This is a genomic window from Streptomyces axinellae (assembly GCF_039532135.1).
Classification (GTDB): domain Bacteria; phylum Actinomycetota; class Actinomycetes; order Streptomycetales; family Streptomycetaceae; genus Streptomyces; species Streptomyces axinellae.
Genome location: NZ_BAAARJ010000024.1, coordinates 85903 through 100057, shown reverse-complemented (window position 1 = coordinate 100057; position 14155 = coordinate 85903). Strand labels below are relative to the sequence as shown.

The 14155-nt window shown below is 70.9% G+C and carries 14 protein-coding genes and 2 pseudogenes; 4 read left to right on the top strand and 12 right to left on the bottom strand.

Features of this window, described 5'->3' with window-relative positions; translation table 11 throughout:
- Positions 1-126: 126 nt before the first annotated feature.
- Positions 127-1725, top strand: a complete 1599-nt coding sequence (locus ABD339_RS29310; RefSeq protein ID WP_344570165.1) for an MFS transporter — start codon at positions 127-129, stop codon at positions 1723-1725.
- 26 nt (positions 1726-1751) lie between these two features.
- On the opposite strand, the gene ABD339_RS29305 is transcribed toward ABD339_RS29310, so the two are convergent.
- Positions 1752-2042, bottom strand: coding sequence for a hypothetical protein (locus ABD339_RS29305; RefSeq protein ID WP_344570164.1), 291 nt, complete (start codon positions 2040-2042; stop codon positions 1752-1754).
- 214 nt (positions 2043-2256) lie between these two features.
- Between ABD339_RS29305 and ABD339_RS29300 the strand changes: the two genes are divergently transcribed.
- On the top strand, positions 2257-2979 hold the full coding sequence (locus ABD339_RS29300) for an aspartate/glutamate racemase family protein (RefSeq protein ID WP_344570163.1): 723 nt from the start codon (positions 2257-2259) through the stop codon (positions 2977-2979).
- Positions 2980-3021: 42 nt separating this feature from the next.
- On the opposite strand, the gene ABD339_RS29295 is transcribed toward ABD339_RS29300, so the two are convergent.
- Positions 3022-3807: an alpha/beta fold hydrolase gene (locus ABD339_RS29295; protein ID WP_344570162.1), complete on the bottom strand. Its 786-nt coding sequence runs from the start codon at positions 3805-3807 to the stop codon at positions 3022-3024.
- Between the two features lie 160 nt (positions 3808-3967).
- Between ABD339_RS29295 and ABD339_RS29290 the strand changes: the two genes are divergently transcribed.
- The gene (locus ABD339_RS29290; RefSeq protein WP_344570161.1) at positions 3968-4852 is read left to right on the top strand and encodes an AraC family transcriptional regulator; all 885 of its coding nucleotides are present in this window, start codon (positions 3968-3970) and stop codon (positions 4850-4852) included.
- A gap of 60 nt (positions 4853-4912) precedes the next feature.
- Here ABD339_RS29290 and ABD339_RS29285 read toward each other — a convergent pair whose 3' ends face one another.
- The 7 genes and pseudogenes from ABD339_RS29285 to ABD339_RS29255 all read right to left on the bottom strand — a co-directional run.
- Positions 4913-5302, bottom strand: coding sequence for an SCO5918 family protein (locus tag ABD339_RS29285; RefSeq protein ID WP_344570160.1), 390 nt, complete (start codon positions 5300-5302; stop codon positions 4913-4915).
- A 205-nt stretch (positions 5303-5507) separates the two neighbouring features.
- Positions 5508-6923, bottom strand: a complete 1416-nt coding sequence (locus ABD339_RS29280) for a DEAD/DEAH box helicase (RefSeq protein WP_344570159.1) — start codon at positions 6921-6923, stop codon at positions 5508-5510.
- A gap of 327 nt (positions 6924-7250) precedes the next feature.
- Positions 7251-7454, bottom strand: coding sequence for a cold-shock protein (locus ABD339_RS29275; protein ID WP_326691647.1), 204 nt, complete (start codon positions 7452-7454; stop codon positions 7251-7253).
- Positions 7455-7813: 359 nt separating this feature from the next.
- The gene (locus tag ABD339_RS29270) at positions 7814-8683 is read right to left on the bottom strand and encodes an LLM class flavin-dependent oxidoreductase (protein WP_344570158.1); all 870 of its coding nucleotides are present in this window, start codon (positions 8681-8683) and stop codon (positions 7814-7816) included.
- A 54-nt stretch (positions 8684-8737) separates the two neighbouring features.
- Positions 8738-9085: a MerR family transcriptional regulator gene (locus ABD339_RS29265; protein WP_344570157.1), complete on the bottom strand. Its 348-nt coding sequence runs from the start codon at positions 9083-9085 to the stop codon at positions 8738-8740.
- Between the two features lie 802 nt (positions 9086-9887).
- Positions 9888-10288, bottom strand: a pseudogene (locus ABD339_RS29260) (DUF2267 domain-containing protein).
- 367 nt (positions 10289-10655) lie between these two features.
- Positions 10656-11078 (bottom strand): annotated as a pseudogene (locus ABD339_RS29255) (Hsp20/alpha crystallin family protein); the annotation flags it as partial.
- Positions 11079-11277: 199 nt separating this feature from the next.
- Here ABD339_RS29255 and ABD339_RS29250 point away from each other — a divergent pair.
- The gene (locus ABD339_RS29250; RefSeq protein WP_344570182.1) at positions 11278-12021 is read left to right on the top strand and encodes a hypothetical protein; all 744 of its coding nucleotides are present in this window, start codon (positions 11278-11280) and stop codon (positions 12019-12021) included.
- Positions 12022-12146: 125 nt separating this feature from the next.
- Here the strand turns inward: ABD339_RS29250 and ABD339_RS29245 are convergent, their stop codons facing one another.
- The 3 genes from ABD339_RS29245 to ABD339_RS29235 all read right to left on the bottom strand — a co-directional run bounded on the left by ABD339_RS29245 (position 12147) and on the right by ABD339_RS29235 (position 13894).
- Entirely contained in the window at positions 12147-12422 is a 276-nt protein-coding gene (locus tag ABD339_RS29245) for a CsbD family protein (protein ID WP_425576129.1), read from the bottom strand.
- Between the two features lie 535 nt (positions 12423-12957).
- On the bottom strand, positions 12958-13539 hold the full coding sequence (locus ABD339_RS29240; protein ID WP_344570156.1) for a type 1 glutamine amidotransferase domain-containing protein: 582 nt from the start codon (positions 13537-13539) through the stop codon (positions 12958-12960).
- A 121-nt stretch (positions 13540-13660) separates the two neighbouring features.
- A complete protein-coding gene (locus tag ABD339_RS29235; protein WP_344570155.1) occupies positions 13661-13894 on the bottom strand; it encodes a hypothetical protein in 234 nt (77 codons plus the stop codon).
- Between the last annotated feature and the right edge of the window lie 261 nt (positions 13895-14155).

Genomic DNA, 14155 nt, shown 5'->3' with positions numbered 1-14155 from the left:
GGCGGCCCCTTCGGGGAGATGGCACGCTGGCTCGGAAGAGCCTCTGCAACCAGGTGACGTCCCAGGGCCCAGCGCGCGGGGACACCTCACTGGCACGCACACGCGCGAGCCCCCGGAGGGCCTGCCATGGCACATTCCACGCCGGGCACACCCGAGCCCGGCACAAGCAACGGAGGCCCCGGCACATCCGCGGCGTCCCCCGCCGACGACCCCCAGCACCCGCCGCACCGGTGGGGGGCGCTGGCGGTCATCGGGCTGGCACAGCTGATGGTGGTCCTGGACGTCACCATCGTGAACATCGCTCTCCCCTCGGCGCAGAAGGACCTGAACTTCTCCAACGACGGGCGGCAGTGGATCATCACCGCCTACGCGCTCGCGTTCGGCAGCCTGCTGCTTCTCGGCGGGCGCCTGTCCGACCTGGTGGGCCGCCGCAGAACCTTCGTCACCGGTCTCATCGGGTTCGCCGCCGCCTCCACGCTGGGCGGCGCGGCCCAGAGCTTCACGATGCTGGTCATCGCCCGCGCCGTCCAGGGCATGTTCGGCGCGGTCCTCGCGCCCTCCGCCCTCTCGCTGCTGACCACCACGTTCATCGACCCCAGGGAACGTTCCCGGGCCTTCGGGGTCTTCGGCGCGATCGCGGGTTCGGGCGGCGCGATCGGCCTGCTGCTGGGCGGGATCCTCACCGAGCACCTGGACTGGCGCTGGACGCTGTACGTGAACGATGTGATCGCCGTCTTCGGAGTGATCGGAACGCTGTGTTTCGTCCGCAGCCGTGTGCCGACCCGACGGCCGAGCCTGGATCTGCGCGGCACCGCACTGGTGGGCGCGGGGCTGTTCTGCATCGTGTTCGGGTTCTCCAACGCGGAGACCCACGCCTGGCGGAACTGGACGTGCTGGGTCTTCCTCGTCGCCGGGGCGGTGCTGCTGGCGCTGTTCACCCTGTGGGAGACCCGGGCTCTCCATCCGCTGCTTCCGCTGCGCATCGTGCGGGACCGCAACCGGTCCGCTTCCTACATCAGTGTGTTCATCGCGGGCGTCGGCATGTTCGGCGTCTTCCTGTTTCTGACGTACTACCTTCAGCAGACGCTCCGTTACTCACCGGTCACCACCGGGCTGGCGTTCTTGCCGATGGTCGGCATGCTGATGCTGACGGCGCAGTTGTCGACGAATGTGCTGCTCCGCCGGGTCGGGCCGAAAATAGTCATCCCCGTCGGCATGGCGACGGCCTCGATCGCCATGGTCTGGCTGACCGGCCTGGGTCTGCACAGCACCTACCCGGCGCACGTCCTGCCGCCGCTGCTGATCCTCGGCTTCGGGCTGGGCCTGGTGATGCCGACCGCGATGAGCCTGGCGACCCTGGGTGTCGCCGTGAACGACCAGGGTGTGGCCTCGGCGACCGTCAATACGATGCAGCAGGTCGGCGGGTCCATCGGTACCGCGCTGTTCAACACCATGGCGGCCAGCACGCTCACCCACTACGCCAAGGACCATCTCGGAACGCCGAACCTGAAGGCGAAGGCCGCCGTCCACAGTTACGCGACCGCGTACTGGCTGGCCGCGGCGTTCTTCGCCGTCGGCCTCATCATCTCCGTACTGCTGTACCGGCCGGGCCGCCCCTTGGACGACACCGCCACCGTCGGCCCCGAGAACGTCCCCGGACACGATGCGGGTGACGGCTCGGAGGGCGGACCGGAGGGCAACACAGCTCCCTCCCGGCGCAGTTGAACGCGCCGGCAGACCAACGACGGCCCTCAGCCCACCCGTCCGATGTCCCGTACCTCGATCGCGCCGTCATGCACGGCGTACCGCACCCAGCAGCAGCTTCCGAACGCCTCGCGTACCTCGGCTCCGATGATCTCCCGAACGTCCGGAAACCCGCGCGGGTTGCTCTGCACGCACTCCAGCAGCTCCAGCACCTCGCCTCTGGCCCCGTCGTCCGGCAGTCCGGCCAGCACCTCACGAGCCAGCCGCTCCATCACCACACCATGCATGGCGCCCCACTCTCTGATCGGCCCGGGGACGACCGTAGAGATACGGGACACAGGGCGCGACCCTTGTCGACAACTCGCCACAAAGGCGTAGCGCGTCCGTCGCATGGGGACACGAGCGGCGGCGGCGCCACGGCCGTACGGCCGGGCTTCGGGCACACTGTCGGCGTACCCGGCCGCGCCACCGCGGGCTCCCGCCACACGCGCGGGTACGACAAATACCACAGATACGACCGGGCGCTGGCCCCGGGGAGTTCGAGGTGACGAGATGCGGACGATCGGGCTGATCGGCGGGATGAGCTGGGAGTCCACGGCCGAGTACTACCGGCTGCTGAACGAGCTGACGCGAGAGCGTCTCGGCGGCCTCCACTCCGCCCGATGTGTGCTGTATTCCGTGGACTTCGCCGAGATCGAGCGGCTCCAGTCCGAGGGCCGCTGGTCCGAAGCGGGCGAGATCCTCGCAGCCGCCGCCCGCGCGGTGGAGACGGCCGGTGCGGACATGGTGCTCCTGTGCACCAACACGATGCACAAGGTCGCCGATGAGGTCGCCGGGGCGGTGTCCGTCCCGCTGCTGCACCTGGCCGATGCCACAGCGGACGCCGTCCGCGCGGCCGGGCTCGGCCGCGTCGCGCTGCTGGGCACCGCGTTCACCATGGAACAGGACTTCTACCGAGGGCGCCTGGCGGCCCACGGGCTGAAGGTTCTCGTGCCGGACGCGGACGGGCGGGAGCTGGTGCACCGTGTGATCTACGAGGAACTGTGCCTCGGCATCGTCCGGGAGGAGTCGCGGGCAGCCTACCGGCGAGTCATCGAGGGGCTGGTGGCCGAGGGCGCGGAGGGCGTGGTCCTGGGCTGCACCGAGATCGAGCTGCTCATCCGCCCCGACGACAGCCCCGTGCCGGTCTTCGCCACCGCCCGCATCCACGCCGAGGCAGCCGTGGCCGCCGCCCTGACCGACGAGGAGCCGCGCCCCGCGACAGTGCCGCACTAGCCGCCGCCGCGGCAGTGCCGCGCTAGCCGCCGCGGCCGGCGCTCAGGGCCGGACTGCCTTGAGGAAGTCTTCGAGGGCCGCCGCGACGGCTTCGGGGGCTTCCAAGGGCAGCAGGTGGCCGACGCCGGGGACGGTCGTCAACGTGGCGTGCGGGATGCTGGGCAGGAGGTGGTCACGCAGGACCTCCGGCGGCTCCACTCTGTCGTTCTCCCCGGCCAGCACGGTCACCGGGACCTTGATGACCCTCGCGGCGCGGGTGATGTCCTGGGCGATTCCGCGCAGCGGCCACTCCTGCCGGGCCTCGGCACCGGCGGCGAGGCTGTCGCGGATCGCGTGGTCCCGCACCGTGCCGGACAGTGGTGCGGCGGTCAGGACGTGGTCGAGGGCGTGCCGCACCGTCTCCGGCGCGTCATAGGCGTGCGACAGGCCCTGCCGGTACTCCTCTGTCACCGTCGCGGGCGGCTGCGGCGGCGCGGGCGCGACGAGCACCATACCGGCCAGTCCGGCCGGGCGGCGGGCCGCGACGAGCTGGCTGGCCTTGCCCCCCATCGAGTGGCCGACGAGGACGAACGGCCCCGGCACACACCTCTCGATCACCTGAGCGAGGTCGTCGGCGAGTTGATCGAGGTGGTAGGGCCCGGCCAGCGCGCGCGAGGCGCCCCAGCCGCGCTGGTCGAAACGGACCGCCCGCTGCCCGGCCGGCAGGCGGTCCAGCACTCCGTTCCAGGTGTCGGCGGAGCCACCCCAGTAGTGGACGAACACCAGCGTCGGCCCGGTGTCGCCCCCTGCCCGGACGGCGAGGGAGCCGCCCGGTACGGGAACTGCCATTGTCGTTTCCGTCATCATCACATCTCTCCAGCCTGCTGCGGGAGGCCGCTCACGCCACCTCGCCGCAGCTGTGAACCGGTAACCTGACCTGCCTGTCAGGCCCGGACTCGACCGTAAGCGCGGGGGTGTTCAGGCGGTTGCGGAAAGGAACTGAAAGCTTGTGGAAAGCGGACACAACGTAGTGCGGCAGCTGCGCTATCTACCTGCCGTCGGTTCGCCGTACGGGGTGGAGGTCCTCGATTTCGCCGGGCTGCGTGCGATGGACACCCACCGGCGTCGTGTACAGCCGCAGCGCCCCGACTTCCATGTGTTCGCTCTGGTCGGCTCCGGAGCCGGCGCCCACGAAGCGGACTTCCACCACTACCGGCTGCGAGAAGGCAGCGCCGTGTGGATCCGGCCGGGCATGGTGCACCGCTGGAGCGACATCGACGACTGCGACGGCCCTCTGGTCCTCTTCCAGCCCGGCTTCCTCGCCGGCTTCACCGCGTCAGAGACCGGCGCACCGACGTGCTGGCAGCTGGACCGGCAGCAACTGTCCCTCACGCTGCTCGCGGCTGAACATCTCGGCCGCGAGCACAGCGCAGCGGCGCGAACCCCCCGCCTGGCCCATCCCGCGCTGCTCGCCCACCTGCTGGCCGCGCTGCTCCTGCGTGCACTCTCCGGCACACCGGCCCCCCCGGCCGTCGCGGCCGGATCCAGCAGTCGGCACGACGATGTGTTCCGCGCCTACCGGGCCGCCGTGGAAGAGCACTTCACCGACTGGCACCACGTAGCCGACTACGCACGAGCGCTGGGCTACGACGTACGCACACTCACCCGTGCGACGCGTGCCGCCGCGGGCACCGGCGCCAAGGCGTTCTTGGACCAGCGCATCCTGCTGGAAGCCAAGAGGCTGCTCGCCCACACCGACCTGCCGGTCGGCGGCTGCGCCCGGCGCCTCGGCTTCCCGGACGCGGGGAACTTCACCACGTTCTTCCGGCGCCAGGCCCGCACTCCCCCGGCCGCCTGGCGCGCGGTGTACGGCCCGGCGGACCCGGCCGGCTGACGTCGGTCCGCACAGCCGGCGTCCTCGGCGGCCGTCGCCGCGCCGGTCTTCCCCCGTCGTTCAGCGCTCCGCGCCGTCTCCGGGCGCCGTTGGCGTGGCCGGGGTGTACGGCAAGAACGGCGGGAGCAGCGCGGACGGCTCTTCGGCGGGGTACGGGGCGGCGGCGGGGGCCGGGAACATCTCGGCGGCGGGGGCCGCCTCCACGGGCGGTTGCGGGGGGAGGGCACGGACGGTGAAGCCCAGGCGCGTCAGCGCCCGCATCACCTCACCGGCGCTGAAGTCCCGGCGGTCCTGCCGCGTGATCACCTCTCCGACCTGCATGACGGGGTAGGTGCGGCGGCCGATGACGACGGAGGCGCCGGTGATGGGTTCCGGTTTGATGCCCTTCATCTTCTGCTGAACATCGTCGGCGAACAGGTCGAAGGGGAAGCGGGCGATGACGCAGCGCACGGGGTCTCCTCGGGGTGGCGGAAGGCCGGAGGGAGCGCCGGTCCGGGAGCGGGCCGGCGCTGATCAGGTGGAGAGGGTCGGAAGGGGCCTTGGAAAGGCCCGGCGGGATGTGGAGAGACTTCAGAGAGACTTGCAGAAGTTCACGGGAGGCGTGCGGACGGCGGGAACGCGGCCGTAACAGGTTCCCGCCACCCGGGCGGGCAGGTCAGGCCGGGCCGTTGAAGGGGCGTCGTCCGCTGGGCACCCGGCGACGCCGATTGTGCCCCGCCGAGGAGCCGTGCGAGCCGCGCCCGGCGGGCGGCGGGGTGACGGCGACCGGGATACCCGAGGGGGCCTGGGCTCCGGTGATACGGCTCAGTTCGGCGCTGCCGGAGTGGACCTGCGTGGTCTGCGGAGTGATGCCCGCGCGAGCCAGCATCCGCGTCACTCCGCGCCGCTGCTCGGGCAGGACGAGGGTGACGACGGTGCCGGACTTGCCCGCGCGGGCGGTACGGCCGCCCCGGTGCAGGTAGTCCTTGTGGTCGCTCGGCGGGTCGATGTTGACGACGAGATCGAGGTCGGCGACATGGATGCCACGGGCCGCGACATTGGTGGCGACCAGCACGGTGGCGTGCCCGCTCTTGAACTGGTCGAGGGTGCGCGTGCGCTGCGGCTGGGACTTGCCGCCGTGCAGCGCCGCCGCCCGCACCCCCCTGTGGAGCAGCCCTTGGGTGAGCCGGTCGACGGCGTGCTTGGTGTCCAGGAACATGAGCACCCGGCCGTCGCGGGCCGCGATCTCGGTCGCGGTGTCGTGTTTGTCCGCGTCGCGCACGCACAGCAGGTGGTGTTCCATCGTGGTGACCGCACCCGCCGAGGGATCGACGGAGTGGACGACCGGGTCGTGCAGATAGCGGCGGACCAACTTGTCCACATTGCGGTCCAGCGTGGCGGAGAACAGCATCCGCTGGCCCCCGGGCACCACCATGTCCAGCAGTTCGGTGACCTGGGGCATGAAGCCCATGTCCGTCATCTGGTCGGCCTCGTCCAGCACCGTCACGGCCACCCGGTCCAGCCGGCATTCGCCGCGCCCCACCAGGTCCTTGAGGCGCCCTGGGGTCGCGACGACGACCTCGGCCCCGCCGCGCAGCGCCGATGCCTGCCGGCCGATGGACATGCCGCCGACCACGGTGGCCATCCGCAGCCGCACCGAGCGGGCGTAGGGGAGCAGCGCGTCGCTGACCTGCTGGGCCAGCTCCCGGGTGGGCACGAGCACCAGGGCCAGCGGGGTACGCGGCTCGGCCCGCTGCCCCGCCGTACGGGCCAGCACCGCCAGTCCGAAGGCGAGGGTCTTGCCGGAGCCGGTGCGTCCACGGCCCAGCACATCGCGGCCGGCGAGCGAGTTCGGCAACGTCGCGGCCTGGATGGGGAACGGTGTGGCCATGCCGAGGCCGGAGAGCGTCCTCAACAACGGTGCGGGCAGGGCCAGTTCCTCGAACGCCGCCACAGCGGGCAGGGCCGGGGTACGGGTGACCGGCAGCGCGAACTCCCCCTGGAGGGGCACGGAGTGACGTCCGCCCCGGCCGCCGGAAGCGTCCGTACGGGGCCGCCCCGCGCGGCCGGTTGTGCGAATGGTGCGGTTCATTGAGACAGAACCTTCCTCGATGCGGCACGTATCGAGGAAGTCCCGCACGGCTGTGACAGCACGAATTGGGTAATCGCAAGAACGGGCCGAGAAATGAGATGAGAAAACGGTCCGACGGGTTCGGAAATGGCCAAGACGGAGAATTCTCGCGTCGTATTCCAGGAACTCCGTCGAGTTCGACTCCCGCCCTCATCATGGGTGGTACGTCGCGGCCTGCGACACTGCCCGGGCCGTGTACGGGCGGCGGAACACCGGCCAAAAGCAATGAGCTGGGGCCCGCATCCCGACCTGCGGGTGCGGGCCCCAGCTGCGCCCTGCGCTCAAGCGTCAGGCAGGAACGATGTTCTCGGCCTGCGGGCCCTTCTGGCCCTGCGTGACGTCGAAGCTCACCTTCTGGCCTTCCTGAAGCTCACGGAAGCCGGTGGCGTTGATGTTCGAGTAGTGGGCGAAGACGTCGGCGCCGCCGCCCTCCTGCTCGATGAAGCCGAAGCCCTTTTCCGCGTTGAACCACTTCACGGTGCCTGTAGCCATGACATATCCCCTTCGGGTGTTTCTCGGAATCCGCACTGTGCCGACTCCGCGCGCCGCCGCGATGATTGCCCGTCCGGAGAAAATGCCGGAGTACAAAATTTCTCGCACGGTGCTGCCACCGTACGAGCATTTGAAGTCTTTGGGAACCACAACTGCAACTGTCGCCGACCCTAACACGGCGAGAGCAGGGCTACAGGGGAGATGGCACCGATACGGAAAACAGTAAAAATAAACCTGCCGCCCGGCGGAAAATTCTGTAGTTGCGGCGGGAGAAAGTCGGCAGCGAGGCTTCCCGACCTGCTCCGGAGAACACCGAACCCGGCGCACAGGGCGGGCCGGTGCGCCGAGGGGCGGGCGTCTCAGAGGGCCGGCGGGCCCTGTTCGATACGGCGCAGTACGGGCGCGAGCCGGCAGAGGTCCTCGCTCGTCTGGAACTGCCGCTCGTCCCACCACGTGGCGCCCGCCTCGGCCAACGGGGCGATCAGGTCGCGGGCCTTGGCGGGTTCGGCGGGCGTGGCGCCACCGAGGACGATCTCGAAGGGGTCCTCCTGCCGGCCCTCACGGTGCCGGCGCACATAGGAGATGAGGTCGCGCACCTCCTCCACCGGGGGGATCTCCCCGTGCTTGGCGGAGTTGAACAGCGGCGCCGCGCCGTCCCATCGGGCGGCCCGGCGCATCGGCGGGCGGTGCGGCCAGATGCCCGCCACCCACACGGGCGGCCTGGGACGCTGCACCGTGGCGGGCAGCAGGGTCACATCCCGGACCTCGTAGTGCCGGCCATGGTGGTTCACCTCGTCACCGGCCCAGAAGCGGTTCAGCAGGTCCAGGCCCTCATCGAGCCGTTCGGCGAGCACGACGGGGTCGGTCGGTTCGCCGAAGCTGGCGAACTCGTCCTCCACCGGCCCGCCCAGGCCCGCGCCGAAGACGGCCCGGCCGCCGCTGAGCGAGTCCAACGTGGCCACCTGGCGGGCCAGTTGCTGTGGGCGGCGCCGGGCGACCGGGGTGACCAGCGTGCCCAGCCTGATCCTGGAGGTCGCCAGCGCCGCCGCCGTCAACAGCATCCACGGGTCCCCGAAGGGCTGGCCCTGCCGTCGGCGCTTGTCGTGCACCACGTGGTCCCAGACGAACAGCCCGTCCCAGCCCGCCTGCTCGGCGGCCGTGGCGACAGTGGCGACGGCCCTGGCGTCCGCGAAGTCCCCGAAGTTCGGAATGTTGGCGGAAAAGCGCATGTTCGCATCCTGCTCGGTCGCGGGGAAGACAGCAACCGTCAACCGCGGGGCGGGTCATGCCCCGGCGGGTTCACCGGAGCCGGTCCGCGTGCCGCGCAGTTCCTCGTTGATGCGCCTGGCCTCTTCGAGCTGGTCCTCAAGGATGATGATGCGGCAGGCGGCGTCGATCGGGGTGCCGTCGTCCACGAGTTCGCGGGCCCGGGCCGCGAGCCGGAGCTGGTAGCGGGAGTAGCGGCGGTGGCCGCCCTCGGAGCGCAGGGGGACGATCAACCGGGCCTCGCCGATGGCGCGCAGGAACGCGGGGGTGGCGCCGATCATTTCGGCGGCGCGCCCCATGGTGTAGGCGGGATAGTCGTCATCATCGAGCGGGTCGGCGGTGTGCGATGGGGCCTCTGGCGGCATTAGCACCTCTTTTTGGCCTTCGGGGTACTCTCGGGGCTTCTGAACTGCCGGGCTTCTGGAGTTCTGGACGCGTCGAGGGGCCCCGGTACCGAACGGCACCGGGGCCCCGAGGGGTTTCAACACCATCTGCCGACGCCGGGCGTCGGCCTGTGAATACCGCATATCGGCCTGAACAGAGCCTCATGCGGGGATCGTTGCTGCCTGACCGGGGACCACCTTCCAATCCGGGGTCTGCGGTACCCGAGAGGGCGTTACCGCACTCGGGCGATCCTGATGGCGTCTGCTCCTCTCTGATCTCTCAACGATTCTGAACGGCACTGCCCATGTACGACCCGTGCCGAACTGTTCCGGTTTTACGCGGCGGCCCCACCGGCCGCCTGGCCCGGCAGTCAGCCGTGGGACCCTCCTGCACTTCCCGGCCCCACAACTCCACTGCCGTTCCACACACTTCCGCGACAGTTCGTCCTCTGTCGCGCCTCTTTGACTCCGTTGGCTACGAGAAAAACCGTAGCCCTACCTCTGGGGTATGTCTACTCCCGCCACGACAGATTTTGGAGATTACGTGGCTGAGGTTCGCGGGGCGGTGAGTGAGGCTCGCGGAGGAAGTCGCGGGGGCCCGTGGTGCGGCTTGGCCGCCGCTCTTCCGGACGGCCCAAGCCTGGCCGGAGTGCCCCGAGGGGCGCACCGGTTGAGCGGCGGCTACCCGGACCGGGGTGTTCCATGCCCGGCGCGATCCGGCACGGCACAAGTCGGTGCTGCGCCGTGCCGGGCCAGATCGTGCCGGGCCGAGTGCCGTGACGCGCTACGCGGCACGTGGCGGGGTGAGCTGGGCCTGGCCGAACAGGAGCGCGTAGCCGTTGGGGAGTTGGGCGAGCACGCGGGCCAGCAGGTCGGGGCCGGCCAGGCGGGCGAGGACCGCGAAGACGGTGCCGGTGTCCCAGCGCGTGGGGGCGAGCGGCGCTCCCGTCCGGACGGCGAGGTCCTTCACGAAGCTCCAGCCGGTCAGCTTCTCCACGGCCGGCACCTGGGCCGTGAACACCTCGGCCGCTTCCCTGGGCAACACGGCGGCCAGATCGACGCGCTCCTCCCCGGTCAGCTGACGCCCCAGCGCCGCCAGCACGTTGAGGGTGACCCGTTCGGCCGCTCCCGGGTGGGATAGGCGCCGTCATATCGCACCGTCTCCAACAGCCGCGTCCATGTCATGACCGGCTGCGACCGGCTCGTCCCACCCGCGTGCACCGTGCCCGTGCCCGCACCCGTGCCGCTCTCTTGGATCATGAAAATGCGATGCCTTTCTCGTCGTGCCATGCCGTGCCCATCGCGCTCGTCGCACCCGTCGTGCCGCATCCGGTGACCGCTGTGCGGCGGGTGTTAACGGTCAAGGGCATGGGGGGGGATGGACAGGGAGGGAGGAGGGGTGAAAGGGAGGGGAACGCGAGGGGGGTCAGCCAGAGAGCTGCTTGCTCTGCGGGGGCGCGTCCCTCTCGATCCGGACGTCCTCCACACCCCGCGTGTCCTGCGCGTTCCGCGCGCCCTGCTCGTCCGGTGCGGCAGTTGCCGCGTCCCGCGCGCGCTCCGTCATGCCGCCGATCGCGATCCTGCGGGGCTTGGCGCGCTCGGCGATGGGGATGCGCAGTACGAGGACACCCGCCTCGTAATCGGCGCGCAGACGCTCCGCGTCCAGGGTGTCGGTGAGCATCACCCTCCGGCGAAAGACGCCCAACGGCCGCTCCGACAGCTCCGTCTGCACGTTCTCGCCCCTCGGAAGCGGCCGGCGCTCCGCGCTGACGGTCAGCATGTTCCGCTCGACGGTGACCTCGATGGCCTCCTTGTCCACGCCCGGCAGATCGAGGGCGAGGACATATGTGTCGCCTTCCCGGTACGCGTCCATCGGCATGGCGGCCGGCTTCGACCAGGTGCCGGGGTTGCCGGCGGCGGCCAGCCGCTGCGCGAAGAGGTCGAGTTCGCGGAAGGGATCGGTGCGCATCAACATCTCAACACCTCCATGGGTTCAGGCAGTTCCTGCCAATGCGCGGGACCTGACTCCGTTCTAGCATGTCATCGGATGGATGACAAACCTTGATGTCAGCAATGGGGTGACGTTTAAAATGTCACTGGAAAGACGACACCAGCCCGGAGGAGCACCCGTGGCCCAGCACCATCCCTCCCAGCGCGAGCGGCCCACCCCCGGCGTGAGCCGGGCGACGCAGAGCACGCATCCCGCCTCGTTGCCCGCCGCCGCGACCGCTTTGGGAGCCATCGACGAAGCACTGCGCACCGCACAGGCCCCGGGCTCCGGCCCTCTCCCCGGCGCCACCGGTCTGCGTCCGGCGGCGGCTGCCGAGGCCGCCGGCCCCCGAAAGGAGCCCCGGCAAGAATCCCGGCAGGAGGCCCAGCAGGCCCTGGCCGCGCTCCTCCTGCTGCGCGAGGTGCGCGAACAACTGGCCGGGTGGGAGACGGGGCTGATCGAAACGGCGCGCGACGCCGGAGCCAGTTGGGCCGACCTCGCCGGCCCGCTGGGCGTCGCCAGCCGACAGGCCGCCGAGCGACGCTATCTGCGGCTGCGCCCCGGGGCCGCGGGCTCAACGGGCGAAGAGCGGGTCAAGGCCGCCCGCGACCACCGGGCGGCGGACCGGACCGTCACCGCCTGGGCCCGTGACAACGCGGCGGATCTGCGCCGCCTCGCGGGGCAGATCACCGCGCTGACCGATCTGCCACCCGGTGCCAAAGCCCCTCTCGACAGCCTGAGTCACGCCCTCGGCCACAGCGACGCGGCACACCTGCTCGCGCCTTTGCACGAGACCCGCGCCCTTTTGGAGGACGCGCATCCGGAACTGGCCTCGCGCATCGACACCCTGGCCCGGCATACGGAGCGGTTGCGCCAGGACAGCATCGAGCAGCGCGACGCCGCCGACCGGGACGTGCGAGACAACTGAGGCAGAGGCAGCCGAGGCAAGAGAGCGGTGGCTGAGGCGTTCGAGGCGAGCACGACGGCTGGGCTTGTTGGGACGGCTGGGGCGGCTGAGCTGGTCGAGGCGGGAGGAGAGGGTGCGGTTCCGGTTCAGTCGTGGCTCCGGCCGCCGCCCTCGTCCCGCTCCATGCCCTCGTCCCGCTCCCGGCTCTGGTCCCGACTGTGGCCCCCACGCCGGCTCTCGTCCCGCAGGGAGTCCTTCATGCCCGCGGCCTTTTCCTTGGCGCCCCCCATGGCGTCCTTGGCCTTGCCCTTGGTCTGATCGGTGCGGCCCTCGCTCGCCTTGCGTTCGTCGCCGGTCATCTTGCCGACCATCTCCTTGGCCTTGCCCTTGAGCTTGTCGGCTGTTCCGCGCCGCTCGTCCATGACGGCTCCTTGAATACGGGGGGGGTGACACCTTCGGTGCCCTTCCTCCTCCCCACGCTCCCGCAGGCCCCCCGCCGCCGCATCCGGAGCGGACCGGGCACCTGATCACGCGCGCTGGTCCGCTGATGCCCTCGGGGTGCCTCGGCGCCATTGCGTCTTCGGGGCACCCTGACGCTGGAGCGCGGAGTTCCGGGGAGGAGTGACGGCCCCGCGAACGGCGCTGCCGGGGACGACAACGGCGGCGGGACGGCCTCCACGCGCGGGCCCGTCCGGGCGCGATCGACTGCCGGTCGGCGGCAGCGGACGCCTGTTCGGCAGGGCGGCTGAGGAGATCCACGCCGACCGGCGCCTGGAGCGGGAGGGGCGCTGGAGGGCGCGGGGCGGGAGTGGGCGGTCCGAATGGTGTCGGTGGTGCGGACAGAACGTGGCCCTGGCCGAGGTCTCGCCGCCGCCGGGGGCTGCGCGGGGGGTCAGTGGTCAGGGCCGGCGCGGTGCCCGTCAGCGCCCTGGGTGCGTGACGCCCTGGCGTGCGGGGTCAGCTCCCGGGGCGGGTGCCGGGGCCCGTGAGCGCCTCGTCGACCTCCTTGAGGAAGTCGTCCAGGTCGCCCGGGTTCCGCGAGGTCACCAGCACCCACTCTTCCGCGTCGTCGCTGACGACCGACTTGTCGACCCAGCTGCCGCCCGCGTTGCGGATGTCCGTCTGCAAGGACGGATACGAGGTGAGTGTCTTGCCGCCGACCACGCCCGCCTCCACCAGCGCCCACGGGCCGTGGCAGATGGCGGCGACCGGCCGGTGGGAGGTGGTGAAGGAGCGGACGGCGTCGATCGCCGACTCGTTCCGGCGCAGCGTGTCGGCGTTCAGGGTGCCGCCGGGGATGAGCAGCAGATCGTAGGCGCCGGGGTCGGCGTTGGGCAGGGTGAGTGTCGGCTCGACGGTCTCGCCGGGGTCCTTGTCCCCGACAAGGGTCTTGACCGGTTCGTCGGAGGCGGCGGCGATGTCCACCTCCGCACCGCCCTCGCGCAGGTGTCGTACTGGCACGAGAAGCTCGTCCTGCTCAGCGCCGTAGTTGGTCACGATCACCAGCACACGACGGCCGCTGAGGTCCTTGTCAGCCATGTCTCTTCCTCACTCGTTGCGCGACGCCGCTACGCACCGCGACGCGGCACGCTGTGGCTTCCGGCTCGGTCACCGGGGGTTCCCCGCTGTGCGGCGCCGAATCCGAAGTACGGCAAGACGCTCAGACGCGGTCGGCGAGCTTCGGCTTTCCGCTCTCCCTGGCGCAGTGGGCGCAGCAGAAGAACTGGCCGTCGGACTGGAGGCCGTGCCCCAGGATCCGGCACTGGCAGTGGTCGCAGATGGGCGCCAGCTTCTGGGCGGCGCATTCGAGGCTGTCGAACGTGTGGCTGCCGCCGACCGTGCGCACCTCGAAGGACAGGTCGTAGTCGTTGCCGCAGACATCGCAGGTCGCCATGGTTCTCTCCTGTGCGGGGACAGCGGGGCCGAGGGAGCGGAGCGTGACGGGGCGCGACGTGCGCGCGTCAGATCAGCTGTGTAACCCAGGGTCACCGACGGGAAAACGGAGCGCGTCCGAAACCGCCCGACTGGCGGCCCCCGTCCGCCCAGCGGCGGCCAAGCGGCAACCCTGCGGCAGACGCGATGCGGCCTCGGCTCCCGCGCGTGCAGCCGCCACGCTTCGGACACCGGCCGGACCAGCGGGGCCGCGGCGCCCGAA

What these genes read in the sequence shown, in the direction of transcription:
- ABD339_RS29310 (WP_344570165.1), top strand. Translation starts at nt 127, where the DNA reads ATGGCACATTCCACGCCGGGCACACCCGAGCCCGGCACAAGCAACGGA.
- ABD339_RS29300 (WP_344570163.1), top strand. Translation starts at nt 2,257, where the DNA reads ATGCGGACGATCGGGCTGATCGGCGGGATGAGCTGGGAGTCCACGGCC.
- ABD339_RS29295 (WP_344570162.1), bottom strand. Translation starts at nt 3,807, where the DNA reads ATGGCAGTTCCCGTACCGGGCGGCTCCCTCGCCGTCCGGGCAGGGGGC.
- ABD339_RS29280 (WP_344570159.1), bottom strand. Translation starts at nt 6,923, where the DNA reads ATGAACCGCACCATTCGCACAACCGGCCGCGCGGGGCGGCCCCGTACG.
- ABD339_RS29275 (WP_326691647.1), bottom strand. Translation starts at nt 7,454, where the DNA reads ATGGCTACAGGCACCGTGAAGTGGTTCAACGCGGAAAAGGGCTTCGGC.
- ABD339_RS29270 (WP_344570158.1), bottom strand. Translation starts at nt 8,683, where the DNA reads ATGCGCTTTTCCGCCAACATTCCGAACTTCGGGGACTTCGCGGACGCC.
- ABD339_RS29265 (WP_344570157.1), bottom strand. Translation starts at nt 9,085, where the DNA reads ATGCCGCCAGAGGCCCCATCGCACACCGCCGACCCGCTCGATGATGAC.
- ABD339_RS29245 (WP_425576129.1), bottom strand. Translation starts at nt 12,422, where the DNA reads ATGGACGAGCGGCGCGGAACAGCCGACAAGCTCAAGGGCAAGGCCAAG.
- ABD339_RS29240 (WP_344570156.1), bottom strand. Translation starts at nt 13,539, where the DNA reads ATGGCTGACAAGGACCTCAGCGGCCGTCGTGTGCTGGTGATCGTGACC.
- ABD339_RS29235 (WP_344570155.1), bottom strand. Translation starts at nt 13,894, where the DNA reads ATGGCGACCTGCGATGTCTGCGGCAACGACTACGACCTGTCCTTCGAG.